General features: G+C 60.5%; 18 protein-coding genes. 6 read left to right on the top strand and 12 right to left on the bottom strand.

Annotated features, from left to right (window positions below; all coding sequences use genetic code 11):
* Positions 1 to 42: 42 nt before the first annotated feature.
* Positions 43 to 1,194: a 23S rRNA (uracil(747)-C(5))-methyltransferase RlmC gene (gene rlmC, locus PVE98_RS13165; RefSeq protein WP_096072869.1), complete on the top strand. Its 1,152-nt coding sequence runs from the start codon at positions 43 to 45 to the stop codon at positions 1,192 to 1,194.
* A gap of 63 nt (positions 1,195 to 1,257) precedes the next feature.
* Here rlmC and PVE98_RS13160 read toward each other — a convergent pair whose 3' ends face one another.
* From PVE98_RS13160 to PVE98_RS13135, 6 genes are all read right to left on the bottom strand, one after another.
* A complete protein-coding gene (locus PVE98_RS13160; RefSeq protein WP_096072870.1) occupies positions 1,258 to 1,989 on the bottom strand; it encodes an arginine ABC transporter substrate-binding protein in 732 nt (243 codons plus the stop codon).
* Between the two features lie 118 nt (positions 1,990 to 2,107).
* On the bottom strand, positions 2,108 to 2,776 hold the full coding sequence (gene artM / locus PVE98_RS13155) for an arginine ABC transporter permease ArtM (RefSeq protein ID WP_048785388.1): 669 nt from the start codon (positions 2,774 to 2,776) through the stop codon (positions 2,108 to 2,110).
* On the bottom strand, positions 2,776 to 3,492 hold the full coding sequence (gene artQ / locus PVE98_RS13150; RefSeq protein ID WP_033751355.1) for an arginine ABC transporter permease ArtQ: 717 nt from the start codon (positions 3,490 to 3,492) through the stop codon (positions 2,776 to 2,778). The genes artM and artQ overlap by 1 nt, the downstream gene beginning before the upstream one ends.
* 6 nt (positions 3,493 to 3,498) lie before the next feature.
* Positions 3,499 to 4,230: an arginine ABC transporter substrate-binding protein gene (gene artJ / locus PVE98_RS13145; RefSeq protein WP_096072871.1), complete on the bottom strand. Its 732-nt coding sequence runs from the start codon at positions 4,228 to 4,230 to the stop codon at positions 3,499 to 3,501.
* 15 nt (positions 4,231 to 4,245) lie between these two features.
* Positions 4,246 to 4,974, bottom strand: a complete 729-nt coding sequence (gene artP, locus PVE98_RS13140; RefSeq protein WP_033751350.1) for an arginine ABC transporter ATP-binding protein ArtP — start codon at positions 4,972 to 4,974, stop codon at positions 4,246 to 4,248.
* Between the two features lie 192 nt (positions 4,975 to 5,166).
* Positions 5,167 to 5,712: a lipoprotein gene (locus PVE98_RS13135; RefSeq protein WP_096072872.1), complete on the bottom strand. Its 546-nt coding sequence runs from the start codon at positions 5,710 to 5,712 to the stop codon at positions 5,167 to 5,169.
* 107 nt (positions 5,713 to 5,819) lie between these two features.
* On the opposite strand from PVE98_RS13135, the gene PVE98_RS13130 reads away from it, so the two are divergent.
* Together PVE98_RS13130 and PVE98_RS13125 are read left to right on the top strand one after the other, a co-directional pair.
* Positions 5,820 to 6,140 (top strand): heavy metal-binding domain-containing protein, encoded by a 321-nt coding sequence (locus tag PVE98_RS13130; RefSeq protein WP_033751347.1) that lies wholly within the window; start codon positions 5,820 to 5,822, stop codon positions 6,138 to 6,140.
* Positions 6,137 to 6,952 (top strand): N-acetylmuramoyl-L-alanine amidase, encoded by an 816-nt coding sequence (locus tag PVE98_RS13125; RefSeq protein WP_096072873.1) that lies wholly within the window; start codon positions 6,137 to 6,139, stop codon positions 6,950 to 6,952. The genes PVE98_RS13130 and PVE98_RS13125 overlap by 4 nt, the downstream gene beginning before the upstream one ends.
* On the opposite strand, the gene ltaE is transcribed toward PVE98_RS13125, so the two are convergent.
* From ltaE to PVE98_RS13110, 3 genes are all read right to left on the bottom strand, one after another.
* Entirely contained in the window at positions 6,949 to 7,950 is a 1,002-nt protein-coding gene (ltaE, locus tag PVE98_RS13120; protein ID WP_033751337.1) for a low-specificity L-threonine aldolase, read from the bottom strand. The two genes, PVE98_RS13125 and ltaE, sit on opposite strands and share 4 nt — an antisense overlap.
* Before the next feature lie 226 nt (positions 7,951 to 8,176).
* Positions 8,177 to 9,898: a ubiquinone-dependent pyruvate dehydrogenase gene (poxB, locus tag PVE98_RS13115; protein WP_096072874.1), complete on the bottom strand. Its 1,722-nt coding sequence runs from the start codon at positions 9,896 to 9,898 to the stop codon at positions 8,177 to 8,179.
* A gap of 100 nt (positions 9,899 to 9,998) precedes the next feature.
* Positions 9,999 to 10,898 carry a lysine exporter LysO family protein gene (locus PVE98_RS13110; RefSeq protein WP_033751332.1) on the bottom strand — a complete coding sequence of 300 codons (900 nt, stop codon included), beginning with the start codon at positions 10,896 to 10,898 and terminating at the stop codon, positions 9,999 to 10,001.
* Positions 10,899 to 11,003: 105 nt separating this feature from the next.
* On the opposite strand from PVE98_RS13110, the gene PVE98_RS13105 reads away from it, so the two are divergent.
* Positions 11,004 to 12,650, top strand: a complete 1,647-nt coding sequence (locus PVE98_RS13105) for an ATP-dependent endonuclease (protein ID WP_096072875.1) — start codon at positions 11,004 to 11,006, stop codon at positions 12,648 to 12,650.
* An 81-nt stretch (positions 12,651 to 12,731) separates the two neighbouring features.
* Here the strand turns inward: PVE98_RS13105 and cspD are convergent, their stop codons facing one another.
* Positions 12,732 to 12,953, bottom strand: a complete 222-nt coding sequence (gene cspD / locus PVE98_RS13100) for a cold shock-like protein CspD (RefSeq protein ID WP_033751327.1) — start codon at positions 12,951 to 12,953, stop codon at positions 12,732 to 12,734.
* A 321-nt stretch (positions 12,954 to 13,274) separates the two neighbouring features.
* Between cspD and clpS the strand changes: the two genes are divergently transcribed.
* Both clpS and clpA read left to right on the top strand, forming a co-directional pair.
* Entirely contained in the window at positions 13,275 to 13,595 is a 321-nt protein-coding gene (gene clpS, locus PVE98_RS13095; RefSeq protein ID WP_033751321.1) for an ATP-dependent Clp protease adapter ClpS, read from the top strand.
* A 57-nt stretch (positions 13,596 to 13,652) separates the two neighbouring features.
* The gene (gene clpA, locus PVE98_RS13090; protein ID WP_048785815.1) at positions 13,653 to 15,929 is read left to right on the top strand and encodes an ATP-dependent Clp protease ATP-binding subunit ClpA; all 2,277 of its coding nucleotides are present in this window, start codon (positions 13,653 to 13,655) and stop codon (positions 15,927 to 15,929) included.
* Positions 15,930 to 16,018: 89 nt separating this feature from the next.
* Here the strand turns inward: clpA and infA are convergent, their stop codons facing one another.
* Both infA and aat read right to left on the bottom strand, forming a co-directional pair.
* Positions 16,019 to 16,237 carry a translation initiation factor IF-1 gene (infA, locus tag PVE98_RS13085; protein WP_002211347.1) on the bottom strand — a complete coding sequence of 73 codons (219 nt, stop codon included), beginning with the start codon at positions 16,235 to 16,237 and terminating at the stop codon, positions 16,019 to 16,021.
* Positions 16,238 to 16,584: 347 nt separating this feature from the next.
* Entirely contained in the window at positions 16,585 to 17,277 is a 693-nt protein-coding gene (gene aat, locus PVE98_RS13080; protein ID WP_033751930.1) for a leucyl/phenylalanyl-tRNA--protein transferase, read from the bottom strand.
* Positions 17,278 to 17,299 lie beyond the last annotated feature (22 nt).

The raw sequence follows: 17,299 nt of genomic DNA, 5'->3' as shown, positions 1-17,299 counted from the left end.
CGCGCTCCGCCCGACCCCCTTGAATGACACAGGCCTTACCCCATGCAATGCGCGCTTTATGACGCCGACCGCTGCCGCTCATGCCAGTGGCTGGAAAAAACCTATTCGCAGCAGCTCAGCGACAAGCAGTCGCGGCTGAAGTCGCTGCTGGCGCAGCAGCCGGTGGCGCAGTGGCTGCCGCCGGTCACTTCGGCGCAGCAGGCGTTTCGCAATAAGGCGAAGATGGTGGTCAGCGGCAGCGTGGAGCGCCCGGTGCTGGGCATGGTGCAGCGCGACGGCAGCGCGGTGGATCTCTGCGCCTGTCCGCTCTATCCAGACAGCTTCGCGCCGGTTTTCGCCGCGCTGAAGCCCTTTATCGCCCGCGCGGGCTTAACCCCCTATAACGTGGCGCGCAGGCGCGGCGAGCTGAAGTTCCTGCTGCTTACCGAAAGCACTCAGGGCGGCATGATGCTGCGCTTTGTGCTGCGCTCCAGAGAGAAGCTGGACCAGCTGCGCGCCGCGCTGCCCTGGCTGCAGCAGCAGCTGCCGCAGCTCAAGGTGATCTCCGCGAATATACAGCCGGTGCACATGGCGATTCTGGAAGGGGATGAGGAGATTGCGCTGACGCCGTCGCAGTCGCTGGCGGAAAATTTCAATCAGGTGCCGCTCTGGATCCGTCCGCAAAGCTTTTTCCAGACCAACCCGCAGGTCGCCGCCGCGCTTTACGCCGCCGCGCGCGACTGGGTCGGTGAGCTGCGCATCAGCAGCATGTGGGATCTTTTTTGCGGCGTCGGCGGCTTTGGCCTGCACTGTGCCACGCCGCAGATGCAGCTGACCGGCATTGAGATCAGCGCCGAAGCGATCGCCTGCGCGCAGCGGTCGGCCGAGATGCTGGGGCTGGAAAAGGTCAGTTTCGCCGCGCTCGATTCGACCGCCTTCGCCACCGGGCGGGACGCGGTGCCCGATCTGGTGCTGGTCAACCCGCCGCGGCGCGGCATTGGCACCACGCTGTGCGACTATCTCAGCCGCATGGCGCCGGATAACATTCTCTACTCAAGCTGTAATCCAGAGAGCATGGCGCAGGATATCGCGAGGCTGGCGGATTATCGCGTGACGCGCGTGCAGCTGTTCGACATGTTTCCGCATACCGCGCACTTCGAAGTGCTCTGTCTGCTGACGCGCCGTGGCGCGGAAGAGGGTGGGCCAGCGTCCTGAGCCTCTGAGCCAGGAGCGATGCAGAACCGATCGGACGCCCGTCCGCTGGCCCATAATAGCGTCTTACTCAGGGAACCATTTCTGATTGAGCTGCTGAAGGACGCCGTTGCTCTTCAGCGTCGCCAGCGCGGCGTTTAGCCTGTCGCGCAGCGCGTCGTTGCCTTTACGCACCGCGATGCCCAGACCGGTGCCGAAGTAAGCCTTATCCGTCACGTGCTCGCCGACCGGCGCTAAATCGCCGTTGGTCTTCAGCCACTGATTCACCACTGCCGTATCGCCGAATACGCCGTCAAGACGGCCATTTTTCATATCGAGAATGGCGTTTTGATAGCTGTCATAGGCGACGGTAACGATCTCAGGATGCTTCTCCTGCAGATATTTCTGGTGCGTGGTGCCGTTTTCGACCCCGATACGCTTGCCCTTGAGCGAAGCGAAATCGCTGAACTTGCCTTTGCGCGCGATGACGATGGCGGAGTTGGCGTAGTAGGGCTGGGTGAAATCGACCTGCTTGCTGCGATCGTCGGTGATATCCATGCCGGAGATCACCGCGTCAAAGCGGCGAAATTTCAGCGAAGGGATCAGGCTGTCGAAGGCGTTATTGGTAAAGGTGCACTCCGCCTGCATTTGCTGGCAGAGCGCTTTAGCCAGATCGATATCGTAGCCTACGATCTGATTATCGCGATCCAGCGATTCAAACGGAGGATAGGTGGCGGAAGAGGCGAAGCGGAGGGTATCCGCCGCGTGGGCGCTCAGGGTCAGCGTCGCCAGCGCGGCGGCAAGGATCCATTTTTTCATCGTATTACTCCTGAAAACCATGCCAGAGGCGGAATGGTTGACACGATGCCAGTAAATGAATCTTTATGCAATATTTGTGAGTAAAAAATGAAAAAGGCGAGCATTGCTCGCCTGGATATTAACTTCTGCGCTCAAAGGCGAGCGCGCGCCGCTCGATCAGCCGCATCATCAGCGTCAGCAGGCCGTTTACCACCAGATAGACCAGCCCGGCAGCGGCAAACACCATCACGTCGTAGGTGCGGCCGTAAAGCAGCTGGCCGTGGCCCATCACTTCCATCAGCGTAATGGTGTAGGCGAGCGAGGTGCCTTTAAACACCAGCACCACCTCGTTGGAATAGGAGGAGAGGGCGCGCTTAAACGCATAGGGCAGCAGAATGCGCAGCGTATCTTTGCGGTTCATCCCGAGCGCGGCGCAGGACTGCCACTGACCTGAAGGGATGGCGCGCATCGCGCCGTAAAACAGCTGTGTGGTATAGGCGGCGCTGTTGAGCGACAGCGCCAGCATGGCGCACAGCCAGGGCTGCGACAGCAGATGCCACAGCCAGGGAACGCTCTGCAGGCTGGGAAACTGGCCGGGGCCGTAGTAAATCAGAAAGATCTGCACCAGCAGCGGCGTGCCGGTAAACAGGGTGATATAGATCTTCACCAGCGGATTAAGCAGCGGCGTTTTCAGCGACAGCACCACGGTGAAGAGCAGCGCCAGCACCAGCGCCACCAGCAGCGACGCCAGCGTGAGCGTCAGGCTGGTGTGCAGCCCTTTCAGAATTTCAGGCAGGTAGCTCAGCATCAGCTATTCCCTCGCTCGAAGCGGGTGGTGCGCAGCTCGATACGGCGCAGTACCGCCTGACTCAGCAGCGTAATCACCAGATAGATAGCCGCGGCGATCAGAAACCAGGTAAAAGGCTCCTGCGTGCGGGTCGCAATGCTTTTGGTCTGCAGCATCAGATCGTTAACGCTGATCAGCGACACCAGCGCGGTATCCTTTAGCAGCACCAGCCACTGGTTGCCGAGTCCGGGCAGCGCGTGGCGCCACATCTGCGGCATGATCAGGCGCAAGAAGATGGCGGACCTCTTCATGCCCAGCGCCTGACCCGACTCCCACTGACCCTGCGGCACCGCTTTGAGCGCGCCGCGCAGGGTTTGCGAGGCGTAGGCAGAGTAGAGGATCGCCAGCGCAATCACGCCGCACAGAAACGGGCTGACGTCGAAGTTCTCGATCTGAACCTGCACCGGCAGCTGAAACAGGCCGAAATTGAGGGTAAAGCCGTCGGAAAGCACCAGCAGCAGCTGCGAGGCGCCAAAATAGATAAACAGCACCACCAGGATTTCCGGCAGGCCGCGGATCAGCGTCACCAGCGCCGTGCCGATCCACGCCAGCGGCTTAATGCGCAGCGATTCCCAGCCGGCGAAAATCATCGCCAGCACGAGGCCGGCGATCAGGGCGCACACAGCGAGGCCGACGGTCATGCCGGCGGCGCTGGCGAGAGGATAGAACTCACTCATGGTTAATTACTGCTGGAACCATTTGCTGTAGATGGTTTTATAGGTGCCGTCAGCCTTTACCTTCTCCAGCGCGGCGTCGAACTTCGCCTGCAGATCGGTATTGCCCTGGCGCACGGCGATGCCGAGACCGGTGCCGAAGTAGGCTTTGTCGGTGACTTTATCGCCGACCGCCGCCAGACTGGCGTTCTGCTTCAGCCATTCGTTGACCACCGCCGTGTCGCCGAAGACCGCGTCGATACGGCCGTTTTTCAGATCCAGCACCGCGTTCTGATAGCTGTCGTAGGGCACGGTGGTGATATCGGCATGCTGATCGTTGAGGTATTTCTGGTGTGTCGTGCCATTCTGCACGCCGACGCGCTTGCCTTTCAGCGCGGCCACGTCGGCCGCTTTGCCTTTCTGCGCAATAAACAGCGCGGAGTTGTCGTAGTAAGGCTTGCTGAACAGCACCTGTTTTTCGCGCTCGGGCGTAATGTCCATACCGGCCATCACCGCGTCGAAACGGCGGAACTTCAGGCTCGGGATCAGGCTGTCGAACGCCTGGTTGGTGAAGGTGCAGGTCGCGTTCATCTCTTTGCAGAGCGCGTTCGCCAGGTCGACGTCGAAGCCCTGAATCTTGTTGCTGGAATCGACGAACTCAAACGGCGGATAGGAGGCCTCCGTGGCGAAGCGAATAGTCTGCGCCGCAGACGCGCTCAGGCTCAGACCAGCAAGCAGTGCAGCAAGTACGATTTTTTTCATTGAGAGCTTCCTGACTTAATGCGAAAGATAATGTGCAAACGCCTCGGTTTGCGGCTGTGTAAATCGGCTGGCGTCGCCCTGTTCCACGATATGGCCGTTCTCCATATAGACCACGCGGCTGGCGGTTTTACGGGCGACTTCCACTTCGTGCGTCACGATGACCTGGGTAATGTGCGTCTGGGCGAGTTCGCGAATAATGCTGACGATCTGCGCGGTGATTTCCGGATCGAGCGCGGCGGTCGGCTCGTCGAACAGCAGCACCTGCGGCTCCATCATCAGAGCGCGCGCAATGGCGACGCGCTGCTGCTGGCCGCCGGAGAGGTGCAGCGGGAAACGATCGGCATAGGGCGTAAGGCGCAGGCGCTCCAGCAGCTTGTCGGCGCGCGCGCGCGCCTCCGCTTTGCTGAGGCCCAGCACGCGGCACGGCGCTTCGATCAGGTTCTGCACCACGGTAAGATGCGGCCAGAGGTTATATTGCTGGAAAACCATGCCAACATTCTGACGCAGCTCGCGGATGGCGGCGTCGGACGGCGTCTTGCTGAAGTCGAAATGGTTGCCGGCGATTTTCAGGCTGCCCGAGCGTGGCTGCTCCAGCAGGTTAAGCACGCGCAGGAGTGAGCTTTTCCCCGCGCCGCTTGGGCCGAGCAGCACCAGCGTTTCGCCTTGCGGGCAATCCAGATTGATGTCAAACAGCGCCTGATGGGCGCCGTAAAAGCAGTTAATCCCGTTTAGTTGAATACTCATGCGCAAATTTTGAATAGCCATTAGTGCCGCGAATCTTAACCGCACCAGAATAGTTATGCAAATGAAGTGGGTTAAAATTTATTAAACTGCAGCGAAACAGGTAAAGGGTAGCACAATATCGCGCCATTTAGCGGCAGGGGGGCGCAGGCGATAAGAGACGCGCCGCAAGAGAGCGGCGCGCCGGGGGAGAGATTATTTTTTCGCCTGCTCCAGCGTCTGGCTCAGGGTGCCGCCGCCTGGATGCGCCCAGTCGGCGACGTAGCGCACGTCATCCACCACCCAGCAGGTGCCTTCGCGGATCATCAGCACCTCATCCTGCCAGCTTTTGCCGTCGCGGCTCAGCTCGACGCGCAGCGGAATATTGCGCGCGTCGCGGTTCGGAATGGTAGAGCTGTCCGCCACGCTGGCGGCGGTCGGGCCCTGCGGCAGGCTGGAGAAGAGATCGCCGCTGCGCCACTGCGCTGTGGCGTTGCCGCCCTGGGTATTCGCCTGCTGCAGCGCCTGATAGAGGCGGTCGCTCAGGTAGGGGCGGTATTTCGCCAGCTGCTCGCTGCCCGGCAGGCCTGGGGTCGGCTGCTGAATGCGCACATCGTAAAACTGCTGCGCGACGCTGTCTGGACCGCCGTCGACGCAGGGCGCGGTGCGAGGGCCGTTGTCCTTAATCACCGGCTCCACCGTGGTACAGGCGGAGAGCAGCAGTGCGGCCGGAAGCAGCAGCGCAAAGGCTTTGTTTCTCATCTCGATTTCCTTATTGTTCTCTGGCAAAGCGCTATTTTTAGCATAGAGTATAGCCGTGCTTTTTAGTTGAAAGAGCCTTGTCCCCTATTTCATATCAGGAGAGAGCGATGAAATTTTCCACCACGCCTACGCTGGAAGGACACAGCATCAGCGACTACTGCGGCGTCGTCACCGGCGAAGCGATCCTTGGCGCTAACATTTTCCGCGACTTTTTCGCCGGCATCCGCGACGTGGTCGGCGGCCGTTCCGGCGCCTATGAGAAAGAGCTGCGCAAGGCGCGCGAAATCGCCTTCGAGGAGCTGGAAGCGCAGGCGAAGGCGCTGGGCGCCAGTGCGGTGGTCGGCATCGATATCGATTACGAAACCGTTGGCAAAGACGGCAGCATGCTGATGGTTAGCGTAAGCGGCACGGCGGTGAAGCTCCGTTGAGGCTGCTGCTGGCCGCGCTGCTGCTGCTGCTGGCAGGCTGTCAGAGCGGACTGGAATCGCGGCAGGGCTACTGGGTCGACACGCAGCATCCGGCTTATGGCGCCAGGCCGCGCATTAAAGCGATCGTTATTCACTATACCGCCGAAGATTTTCCCTCTTCGCTGGCGACCCTGACCGATCGCGACGTCAGCGCCCATTACCTTATTCCTCGTCAGCCGCCGCAGCGTGCCGGAAAGCACATTATCTGGCAGCTGGTGCCGGAGCCGCAGCTTGCCTGGCACGCCGGACCGAGCTTCTGGCGCGGCGCGACGCGCCTTAACGACACCTCAATCGGTATCGAGCTGGTGAACCGCGGCTATACGCGAACCCTGACCGGGCGCGACTGGCAGCCTTTTACCGAGGCGCAGATCGCGGCGCTGACGCTGCTGTTGAAGGATATCGCCCGGCGCTACGCCATCGCGCCGCAGAATATCGTCGGCCATAGCGATGTCGCGCCGCAGCGCAAGCAGGATCCCGGTCCGCTGTTTCCGTGGGATCGGCTGGCGCGGCAGGGGATCGGCGCCTGGCCGGAGGCGACGCGCGTGCAGCACTATTTAGCGGGCAGGGCGGCGCAGACGCCGGTCGCGATGGAGACGCTGCTGGCGGCGCTGTCGCGCTACGGCTACGACGTGAGCGGCGCCGCTACGCCGCGTCAGCAGCAGCGGCTGATCGCGGCGTTCCAGATGCATTTTCGTCCGGCAGACTATCGCGGCTTACCGGACGCGGAGACCCTGGCGATTGCCGAGGCGCTGCTGGAGAGATACGGCGATTAACGCTGCAGAAAGGCTTTCCAGTGCGCCAGCAGCTGCTCCAGCGCATGGCGGTCGACGTCCAGATGGGTAACGATGCGCGTCACCGGCCCGACGCTTAACAGCACGTCGCGCGCGGCAAACCAGTTTTTCAGCGGCGCGATCTGCTCGGCGGGCACGCGCACGAACAGCATATTGGTCTGCTGATCTACCACCTCGACGCCCGCCTGCTGCAGCTGCTGGCCGAGCCACGCGGCGTTGTCGTGATCCTCTTTCAGCCGCGTCACGTTGTGCTGCAGCGCATAGAGACCGGCCGCCGCCAGGATGCCCGCCTGACGCATACCGCCGCCCGCCATTTTGCGCCAGCGGCGCGCGCGCTCGATGTAGGCCTCATCGCCGCACAGCAGCGATCCCACCGGCGTACCCAGTCCTTTCGACAGGCAGATAGTCAGCGTGTCGCAGTAGCGCGCAATCGCCTCCAGCGTGACGTTTTGCGCCACCACCGCGTTAAAGATGCGCGCGCCGTCGATATGCAGCGCCAGCTTGCGCTCGCGGCTAAACTCCCAGGCGCGGGCGAGATAGTCGAGCGGCAGCACCTTGCCGTGATGGGTGTTCTCCAGGCTGAGCAGGCGGGTGCGCGCAAAGTGGATATCGTCAGGCTTGATGGCGGCGGCCACTAACTCCAGCGGCAGCGTGCCGTCTTCGGCAGCCAGGATCGGCTGCGGCTGAATGCTGCCCAGCACTGCCGCGCCGCCCGCTTCATATTTATAGTTATGCGCCTGCTGGCCGACGATATATTCGTCGCCGCGCTCGCAGTGGCTCAGCAGCGCCACCAGATTGGCCTGGGTGCCGGTCGGGAAGAATAGCGCGGCCGCTTTGCCGCTGAGCCGCGCGGCTTCCGCCTCCAGCGCATTGACGGTGGGATCGTCGCGATAGACGTCGTCGCCGGTTTCGGCGGCCATCATCGCCTGCAACATCGCGGCGCTCGGCCGGGTTACGGTATCACTGCGTAAATCGATCACGTTGCTCTCCTGAGAAAAGAAAAGCGGGCGTAAACGCCCGTTAAGAATGCCAACAGGTGCCGAAGCGGGTGGCATGGGCCGATCGCAAAGTCGCTCAAGGCATCCATGCGCGCTCGGCCCGCGTCATCCCTGACGCGGGACGCTTTGCTCTTCTGCCCATGCCACCCGCTTCTCAGGCTTTGAGCACGCTGAAAGAAACATCAGCGCCCAGCGTCGTCTTTCTCTTTTACCGCAGCCAGTTGGTTTTCGCCAGCTCCACCACTTCGTCGCCGCGACCGTTCAGAATTGCGCGCAGCATATAGAGGCTAAAACCTTTCGCCTGCTCCATCTTGATCTGCGGCGGCATCGCCAGCTCCTCTTTGGCGGTGATGACGTCCACCAGCACCGGACCGGGATGCGCGAACGCCTGCTCCAGCGCGCCGTTAAGCTCGGACGCCTTCTCCACGCGCAGCCCTTTAATGCCGCACGCCTCGGCGATGGCGGCGAAGTCAGGATTATCCAGCTCAGTGCCGTCGGTGAGGTAGCCGCCCGCCTTCATCTCCATGGCGACAAAGCCCAGCACGCTGTTATTGAAGATCACCAGCTTCACCGGCAGCTTGAGCTGCGCCAGAGTAATAAAGTCGCCCATCAGCATGCTGAAGCCGCCGTCGCCGCACAGCGCTACTACCTGACGATCGCGGTTCAGCGCCTGGGCGCCGAGCGCCTGCGGCATAGCGTTCGCCATTGAACCGTGATTGAAAGAGCCGAGCAGGCGGCGACGGCCGTTCATTTTCAAATAGCGCGCCGCCCAGACGGTGGGCGTGCCGACGTCGCAGGTGAAAATCGCGTCGTCGCTGGCGTAGTGGCTGATCTGCTGCGCCAGATACTGCGGATGGATCGCCTGCTTGTCGTTGGCGTTAGCCAGCTCGTCCAGCCCTTTGCGCGCGTCGGCGTAGTGTTCCAGCGCGCTGTCGAGATGATGACGGTCGGTTTTCTTCTCCAGCCGCGGCAGCAGCGCCTGCAGCGTCGGCTTCACCGCGCCGACGTACGCCTGATCGAGATGGCAGTGCGCCCCGAGGCTGCCGGGATTGATATCGAGCTGAATGATTTTCGCGTGTTCGGGATAGAAAGCGCGGTAGGGGAATTTGGTACCGAGCAGCACTAGCGTATCGGCGTTCATCATGGCGTGATACCCCGATGAGAAGCCGATTAGCCCGGTCATGCCGACATCATAAGGGTTATCGTACTCAAGATGCTCTTTGCCGCGCAGCGCATGGACGATCGGCGCCTTCAGCGTCTCCGCCAGCCGCACCACTTCGTCATGGGCGCCGGCACAGCCGCTGCCGCACAGCAGCGTGATATTGCTGGCCTCGTTCAGGGTTTGCGCCAGCAGCGCCAGCTCGCTCTCCTGCGGCAGAACCTGCGGCAACAGCGGCGGATACCAGGCGGTCGACGCACTCTCCGGCGCGGGCTTCAGCGCCACGTCGCCCGGCAGCACCACTACCGACACGCCGCGATTAAGGATCGCCTCGCGCATCGCGATGCCCAGCACCTGCGGCAACTGCTCGGGGCTGGAGACCAGTTCGCAGTAGTGGCTGCACTCGCGGAACAGCTCCTGCGGATGCGTCTCCTGAAAATAGCCGCTGCCGATCTCGCTGGAGGGAATATGGGCGGCGATCGCCAGCACCGGCACGCGGTTGCGGTGGCAGTCGAACAGGCCGTTGATCAAATGCAGGTTGCCCGGCCCGCAGGAGCCGGCGCAGACCGCCAGCTCGCCGCTGACGTGCGCTTCCGCGCCGGCGGCGAAGGCGGCGACCTCTTCGTGTCGCGTCGGCATCCACTCAATGGTGCCCATGCGGTTCAGGCTGTCGCTCAGCCCGTTCAGGGAGTCCCCGGTCACTCCCCAAATACGTTTGACGCCGGCGTTTTCCAGCGTTTTCGCGATCAGCGCCGCAACGGTCTGTTTCATCGTACTCTCCTCTGGCTGCAAGCCATCTTCCCGATGGCGGACAAAAAGAGAAGACTAGACGAGGTTTCGCGCGCGCAGCCGTGAAAAAGTGCGCTGCGCGTTACGCGGAGAAAAAGGCGATGAGCAGCGGCGCCAGCAAACTCATCACAAAGCCGTGCACGATAGCGGCCGGCACGATTTCATTGCCGCCCGCGCGCTGCAGCACCGGCAGAGTAAAATCCATCGCCGTCGCGCCGCACAGTCCGAGCGCGCTGGAGCGGTGCCGGGCGATCAGCGCCGGGATCAGCATGATGGCGGTCAGCTCGCGCACCAGGTCGTTGAAAAAGGCGGCGCTGCCGATCACCGGCCCGAACGCTTCGGTCATCAGGATGCCGGAAAGGGAATACCAGCCGAAACCGCTGGCCAGCGCCAGGCCGGTTTTCAGCGGCAAACCCAGCAGCGCGGCGGCGATGGCGCCGCCCAGCAGGGCGCTCAGCAGCACTACCACTGACACCAGCATGCCGCGTCGATTCAGCAGAATCTGGCGCAGCGTCATGCCGCTGCCGCGCAGCTGCACCCCGACGAGGAACAGCAGAAAGATCAGCGCATATTCGCTGGCGGTGGACGCGTGGCGCAGAAAAGCGAGCTGCGTCAGCCCCGCCAGAAAGCCCACTACCACCACGCCGCACAGCGTCAGCGAATCGAGCGCCATGCGCAGGCGCGACGGCAGCGCTTCCTGCCTGTGCTGGTGCTGCCAGGGACGCTTTTTTTCCAGCAGGCGCAGCGCCAGCAGGTTGCACAGCAGGATCGCCAGCGCGCTCACCAGCGCGATATGAAATACGCTAAGCAGATTGCGGCTGAGATTATCGAGAAAGGCGAGGCTGATGCCCATAAAGAAGAGAATGATATAGACCATCCAGCCCAGCAGACGATTCACCAGACGTAAAAAAGCGGGCTGACGCAGCGGCAACAGCCAGCCCGCCACCAGCGGCAGCAGAATAATAAGAAGCCCAGAATACATAACGGATGCGTTTCCTTGCAGAGAGTGCGGACACGCTAGCGAAAAAGCCTGATAGAGTAAACCCTTGTATTACAGCGGCATGGCTGAACCTGAGGAGAGAGCGTCATGATTCTGGAACATATCGAGATTACCGGCTTTCGCGGCATTAATCATTTGTCGCTGCCGCTCACCCAGACAACCCTGCTGATCGGCGAAAACGCCTGGGGCAAATCGAGTTTGCTGGACGCCCTGAGCCTGCTGCTTGCGCCGCAGGAGACTCCTTATCAGTTTACCCGGCACGATTTCCACTTCACGCCCGGCAACCGCGAGACGCCGATGCGGCGGCTGCAAATCGTGTTTCATTTTCGCGACGACGGCAGCGAACAGTCGGCGCTGTTTTCGCCATTCTGGCAGCGCGACGCACAGGGCGCGCGCTGGCTCTACTTCAGTACCCGCGCCCGGCTGCGCGAAACCGAGGTCACCGCCTCGCGCCGTTTTCTGCGCGCTGACGGCGAGGCGCTGCCGTCGGCGGGCAGCGAAGAGGCGATAAACCAGCTGGCGCGGCTGCATCCGGTACTGCGCCTGCGCGATGCGCGCTTTAGCCGACGCGCGCGGCACGACAGCAGCGACGGACAGGCGCGAAGCGCTGAGATGCGCGCGCTGGCGGCAGATATCGGCAGCCTGACGCGCCAGCTGGCGTCGCAGCCCCATCAGCTCAGCGATGAAACGCTGCGGCAGGGCGTCGCCACCATGCAGCAGCTGATGGAGCACTATTTTCTGGTGCTGCAGCCCGCCGCGGACGGCGCGCGGCGCAGCGACCCGCAAAACCGCGACGGCGCGCACGGCTGGCGCGCGCTCGATCGCCTTAATCAGCTGATCGGCGAAACCGATTCGCGCAGTCAGCAGATCGTGCTGCTGCGCATGTTCGTTCTGCTGGCGCAGGCGCGCGGCGCGGCGGGGCTCTCGCCCGACGCGCGCCCGCTGCTGCTGATAGAAGATCCGGAGACCCGGCTGCATCCGATTATGCTGTCGGTGACCTGGAATCTGCTCGATCTTATCCCGCTGCAGAAAATCGCCACCACCAACTCTGGCGAGCTGCTGTCGCTGACGCCGGTGGAAAATGTCTGTCGGCTGGTGCGCGAACCGACGCGCGTCGCCGCCTGGCGCATCGGCCCGCAGGGGTTGAGCGCCGAAGAGAGCCGCCGTATCGGCTTTCATATTCGCGTCAACCGACCGTCGGCGCTGTTCGCCCGCTGCTGGCTGCTGGTGGAGGGCGAAACCGAGGTATGGATCATCAACGAGCTGGCGCGCCAGTGCGGCTACCACTTCGCGGCGGAAGGGGTGAAGGTAATCGAATTCGCGCAGGCGGGTCTGAAGCCGCTGCTGAAGTTTGCCGCGCGCATGGGTATCGCCTGGCACGTGCTGACCGACGGCGACGACGCCGGCAATAAATATGCCGCCACGGCGCGCAGTCAGCTGGCGCCGCACGATGAGCGCGACCACTACCTGACGCAGCTGCCGGCGCTCGATATGGAGCACTATCTGTTCGGCGCAGGCTTTAAAGCGGTTTATCTGCAGATGGCGCATCTGCCGTTAAATGCGGCGATGAGTCCCAGGCGTATTATTACCAAAGCGCTTCAGCACGCCTCCAAGCCGGAGCTGGCCATCGCCGTCGCAACCGCCGCCGCCGAGCGCGGAGAACAGGCGATGCCGCCGCTGATGCGCCAGATGTTTTCGCGGGTGATGTGGCTGGCGCGCGGCAAAGCGGATTAACCGCACGTGCGCAATAAAATAAAATGCCAGCGACACGGCTGGCATTTTTTGGGGGAGCGTTCAGAATGGGGTGATAGCAGTTCAGGCGTGCTGTACAACGTCCACCGGCACGATCAGACTGGCATGATTGCCTTTCGGGCCCTGATGAACATCAAACTGAACTTGTTGCCCGGCTTTTAATGTTCTGTAGCCATCCATCTGAATCGTAGAGTAGTGCGCGAAGATATCTTCTCCGCCACCGATCGGACAGATAAAGCCGAAGCCCTTGGCGTTATTGAACCATTTAACAGTACCCGTCTCCATGCTTTTACTTCCCTCGCAAGACATTTTGATAATCAGGTGAGTAAATTAAAGCTGGGGTCGAGTTTGTTTAAAACTCAATCAGCTTGTGTCTGTAGAATGTAGAGAAAGGGCCCCTGGCGTCAAGCAAACCACCGGAGAGCGCAGGGATAAAATCATCAAAATTTGAGACAGTTAACGCTATTGCGAATTTTGTGATACAGGTCGCGCGCGGGTTTTTTCGCAAAAAATCGCTGCGGCGGAGGCGTGCTTGACAGGCGTGTTAAACTCTACGTATGGACAGATAATCGTCCGTATCGATGTGCAGAATTTCAACGGAACATTATGGCAAATACTAACGACTGGCTTAACTTTGAACACTTGGCCGAAGACAAAGCAAAAGAGGGACTGCAGCCGCCCTCTATGTATAAAGTCATCCTGAATAATGACGATTATACGCCTATGGAATTTGTTATTGACGTTCTGCAAAAGTTCTTTTCTTATGATGTTGAACGTGCAACGCAACTGATGCTGAAAGTTCACTACCACGGAAAGGCGATCTGCGGTGTCTTTACCGCCGAAGTGGCGGAGACCAAAGTCGCTATGGTGAACAAGTACGCGCGGGAGAATCAGCATCCATTGCTGTGTACGCTGGAAAAAGCCTGAACTCGCCCTCATATAGTGAGGGTGAGGTTGTCAGAGCGATAATTGGGGGAGGTGCCTATGCTCAATCAAGAACTGGAACTCAGTTTAAACATGGCTTTCGCCAGAGCGCGTGAGCACCGTCATGAGTTTATGACCGTCGAGCATTTGTTGCTGGCTCTGCTCAGCAACCCGTCGGCCAGAGAGGCACTGGAAGCCTGTACCGTCGATATTGTCGCGCTGCGGCAAGAACTCGAAGCTTTCATTGAACAAACCACACCGGTGCTGCCCGCCAGTGAAGCGGAGCGCGATACCCAACCCACGCTCAGCTTCCAGCGCGTTCTGCAGCGCGCGGTATTCCATGTCCAGTCATCGGGCCGCAGCGAAGTCGCAGGCGCGAATGTGCTGGTCGCCATCTTTAGCGAGCAGGAGTCGCAGGCGGCCTATCTGCTGCGCAAACATGAAGTCAGCCGCCTTGATGTGGTGAACTTCATTTCTCACGGTACGCGTAAAGACGAACCCGGTCAGGCGCCGCACAGTGAGAATCCGGTCAACGAAGAGCAAGCAGGCGGGGAGGATCGTATGGAAAACTTCACCACCAATCTCAATCAGCTTGCTCGCGTCGGCGGAATCGATCCGCTGATTGGTCGCGACAAAGAGCTGGAGCGTACCGTTCAGGTGCTGTGCCGCCGCCGTAAAAACAACCCGCTGCTGGTGGGCGAGTCGGGCGTCGGTAAAACCGCCATCGCGGAAGGCCTGGCCTGGCGCATCGTGCAGGGCGACGTGCCGGAAGTGATGAAGGACTGCACCATCTACTCGCTCGATATCGGTTCGCTGCTGGCGGGCACGAAGTATCGCGGCGACTTTGAGAAGCGCTTCAAAGCCTTGCTGAAACAGCTGGAGCAGGATAACAGCAGCATTCTGTTTATCGATGAGATCCATACCATCATCGGCGCAGGCGCGGCTTCCGGCGGCCAGGTGGATGCGGCTAACCTGATTAAGCCGCTGCTCTCCAGCGGGAAAATCCGCGTGATGGGATCAACTACCTATCAGGAGTTCAGCAATATCTTCGAAAAAGATCGCGCGCTGGCGCGTCGCTTCCAGAAGATTGATATCACTGAGCCGACGCTGGACGAAACCGTGCAGATCCTGAACGGTCTGAAGCCGAAATATGAAGCGCACCACGACGTGCGTTACACCGCGAAAGCGGTGCGCGCCGCGGTTGAGCTGGCGGTGAAATATATCAACGACCGCCATCTGCCGGACAAAGCGATCGACGTGATCGACGAAGCGGGCGCGCGGGCGCGTCTGATGCCGGCCAGCAAGCGCAAGAAGACCATCAACGTCTCCGATATCGAGACCGTGGTGGCGCGTATCGCGCGCATCCCTGAGAAGAGCGTTTCAGCAACCGACCGCGACACGCTGAAAAATCTCGGCGATCGCCTGAAAATGCTGGTGTTCGGCCAGGATAACGCTATTGAAGCCCTGACCGAAGCGATCAAAATGAGCCGCGCCGGACTGGGCCAGGATCGCAAACCTGTCGGCTCCTTCCTGTTCGCCGGTCCGACCGGGGTCGGGAAAACCGAGGTTACGGTTCAGCTGGCGAAGGCGCTCGGCATTGAGCTGCTGCGTTTCGATATGTCAGAGTATATGGAACGTCATACGGTGAGCCGCCTGATTGGCGCGCCTCCGGGCTATGTCGGCTTCGATCAGGGCGGCCTGCTGACCGATGCGGTGATTAAACATCCGCATGCGGTGGTGCTGCTCGACGAAATCGAGAAAGCGCATCCGGACGTCTTCAACCTGCTGCTGCAGGTAATGGACAACGGCATGCTGACGGACAACAACGGCCGTAAAGCGGACTTCCGCAACGTGGTGCTGGTGATGACCACCAACGCGGGCGTACGTGAAACCGAGCGTAAATCGATTGGTCTGATCCATCAGGACAACAGCACCGACGCAATGGAAGAGATCAAAAAGATCTTTACGCCGGAGTTCCGCAACCGTCTCGACAATATTATCTGGTTCCGTCACCTGTCACCGGAAGTGATTCATCAGGTCGTGGACAAGTTTATTGTCGAACTGCAGGCGCAGCTGGATGCGAAGGGCGTCTCGCTGGAGGTCAGCGACGAAGCGCGTGACTGGCTGGCGGAGAAAGGCTACGACAAGGCGATGGGCGCGCGTCCGATGGCGCGTACGGTGCAGGAAAACCTCAAAAAACCGCTGGCCAACGAATTGCTGTTCGGCTCGCTGGTGGATGGCGGATCGGTCTCGGTGGCGCTCGACAAAGAGAAGAACCAGCTGACCTACCACTTCCTCAGCGCGGAAAAACGCAAAACGGAAGGTACGGTTCACTAAGCGCCGTACGACAGAAATAGAAAAGGCCAGATGCAAATCTGGCCTTTTTTTTCACCGCCGTTCAGGCGGCGAAAGCGAAACGAAGCCGCTTAGCGACTACGGAAGACAATGCGGCCTTTGCTCAGGTCGTACGGGGTCAGCTCAACAGTCACTTTGTCGCCCGTCAGGATGCGGATATAGTTTTTGCGCATTTTACCGGAGATATGAGCGGTAACCACGTGACCGTTCTCGAGTTCTACACGGAACATGGTGTTAGGTAACGTATCAAGTACGGTACCTTGCATTTCAATATTGTCTTCTTTGGCCATCGAATCCTCTGGGTGGACTAGCTTTCAGTGAACCGGCAAGATAATGCCGAATTCCACGATTTATGTAAAGAAACGTTGGCGGTAAGGCCAACGCTTCGCCGTGCTTCGCGCGAGGGCACGAGCATCTCGGTTAAATTCGGGTGTTTATGTGACGTCTGCGGGGGATTAACGGGCTAAGAATCTGCGTCAGTAGGCGGTAACACGCGCTCATCTGAAACAGTTCCGGGAGTGCGTTGTGATTCCCAGCCTGGCAATTCCGGCTCGCCGTTGCGAAGCGCGGACGACATACCAAACGCGACTATTATACCACTTTTGCGCCTGATTGTGTGCAAAACATCTGCGCAGCCTTAAAAAAGGGTCTGAGTACGCCAGCAGCCCGCGCTGACAGGCTGCCAGGCAAGGGTCTGAACATACTGCAAATAGTCGACGCGCGGGATCTCACGCGCGCCCAGCGACGCGGTGTGCGGATTTAAAACCTGACAATCCACCAGCCTGCCCTGATGTTTCATGAAATGCTGGCAAAATACCCAGAGTGCGGTTTTCGAGGCATTCTCGCTGCGGCTGAACATCGACTCGCCGCAGAAAATCTGCCCGAGCGCGAGGCCGTACATGCCGCCGACCAGCTGCTGATCCTGCCAGACTTCCACAGAGTGCGCATGACCCAGCTCATAGAGACGCTGCCAGGCGCGCTTTACCTCGAAGGTAATCCAGGTACCTTCCTGACGACCGGCAGCGCAGCCTTCCACCACCTCGAAAAAGGCGTGATTCATGGTGACGCGGTATGGCGAGCGGCGATGAAACCGCGCCATGCTGCGGCTGAGATGAAAAGATTCCGGCACGAGCACCGCGCGCGGATCGGGCGACCACCACAAAATCGGATCGCCCGGCGAAAACCAGGGGAAAATGCCGCGCTGATAGGCGCTGAGCAGACGGGCAGGGGAGAGATCGCCGCCCATCGCCAGCAGGCCATTCGGCTCGCGCAGCGCCATCTCCGGCGGAGGAAAATGAAGGGATTCCCGTGACAGTTGCACCAGTCTCATCGCATCGTTACTCGTCGCTTTT

The organism is Pantoea sp. GABEPS69, assembly GCF_045780835.1.
Classification (GTDB): domain Bacteria; phylum Pseudomonadota; class Gammaproteobacteria; order Enterobacterales; family Enterobacteriaceae; genus Pantoea; species Pantoea septica.
Note: the sequence above shows the minus strand (reverse complement) of the source record. Positions and strands in the feature narration are given on the sequence as shown.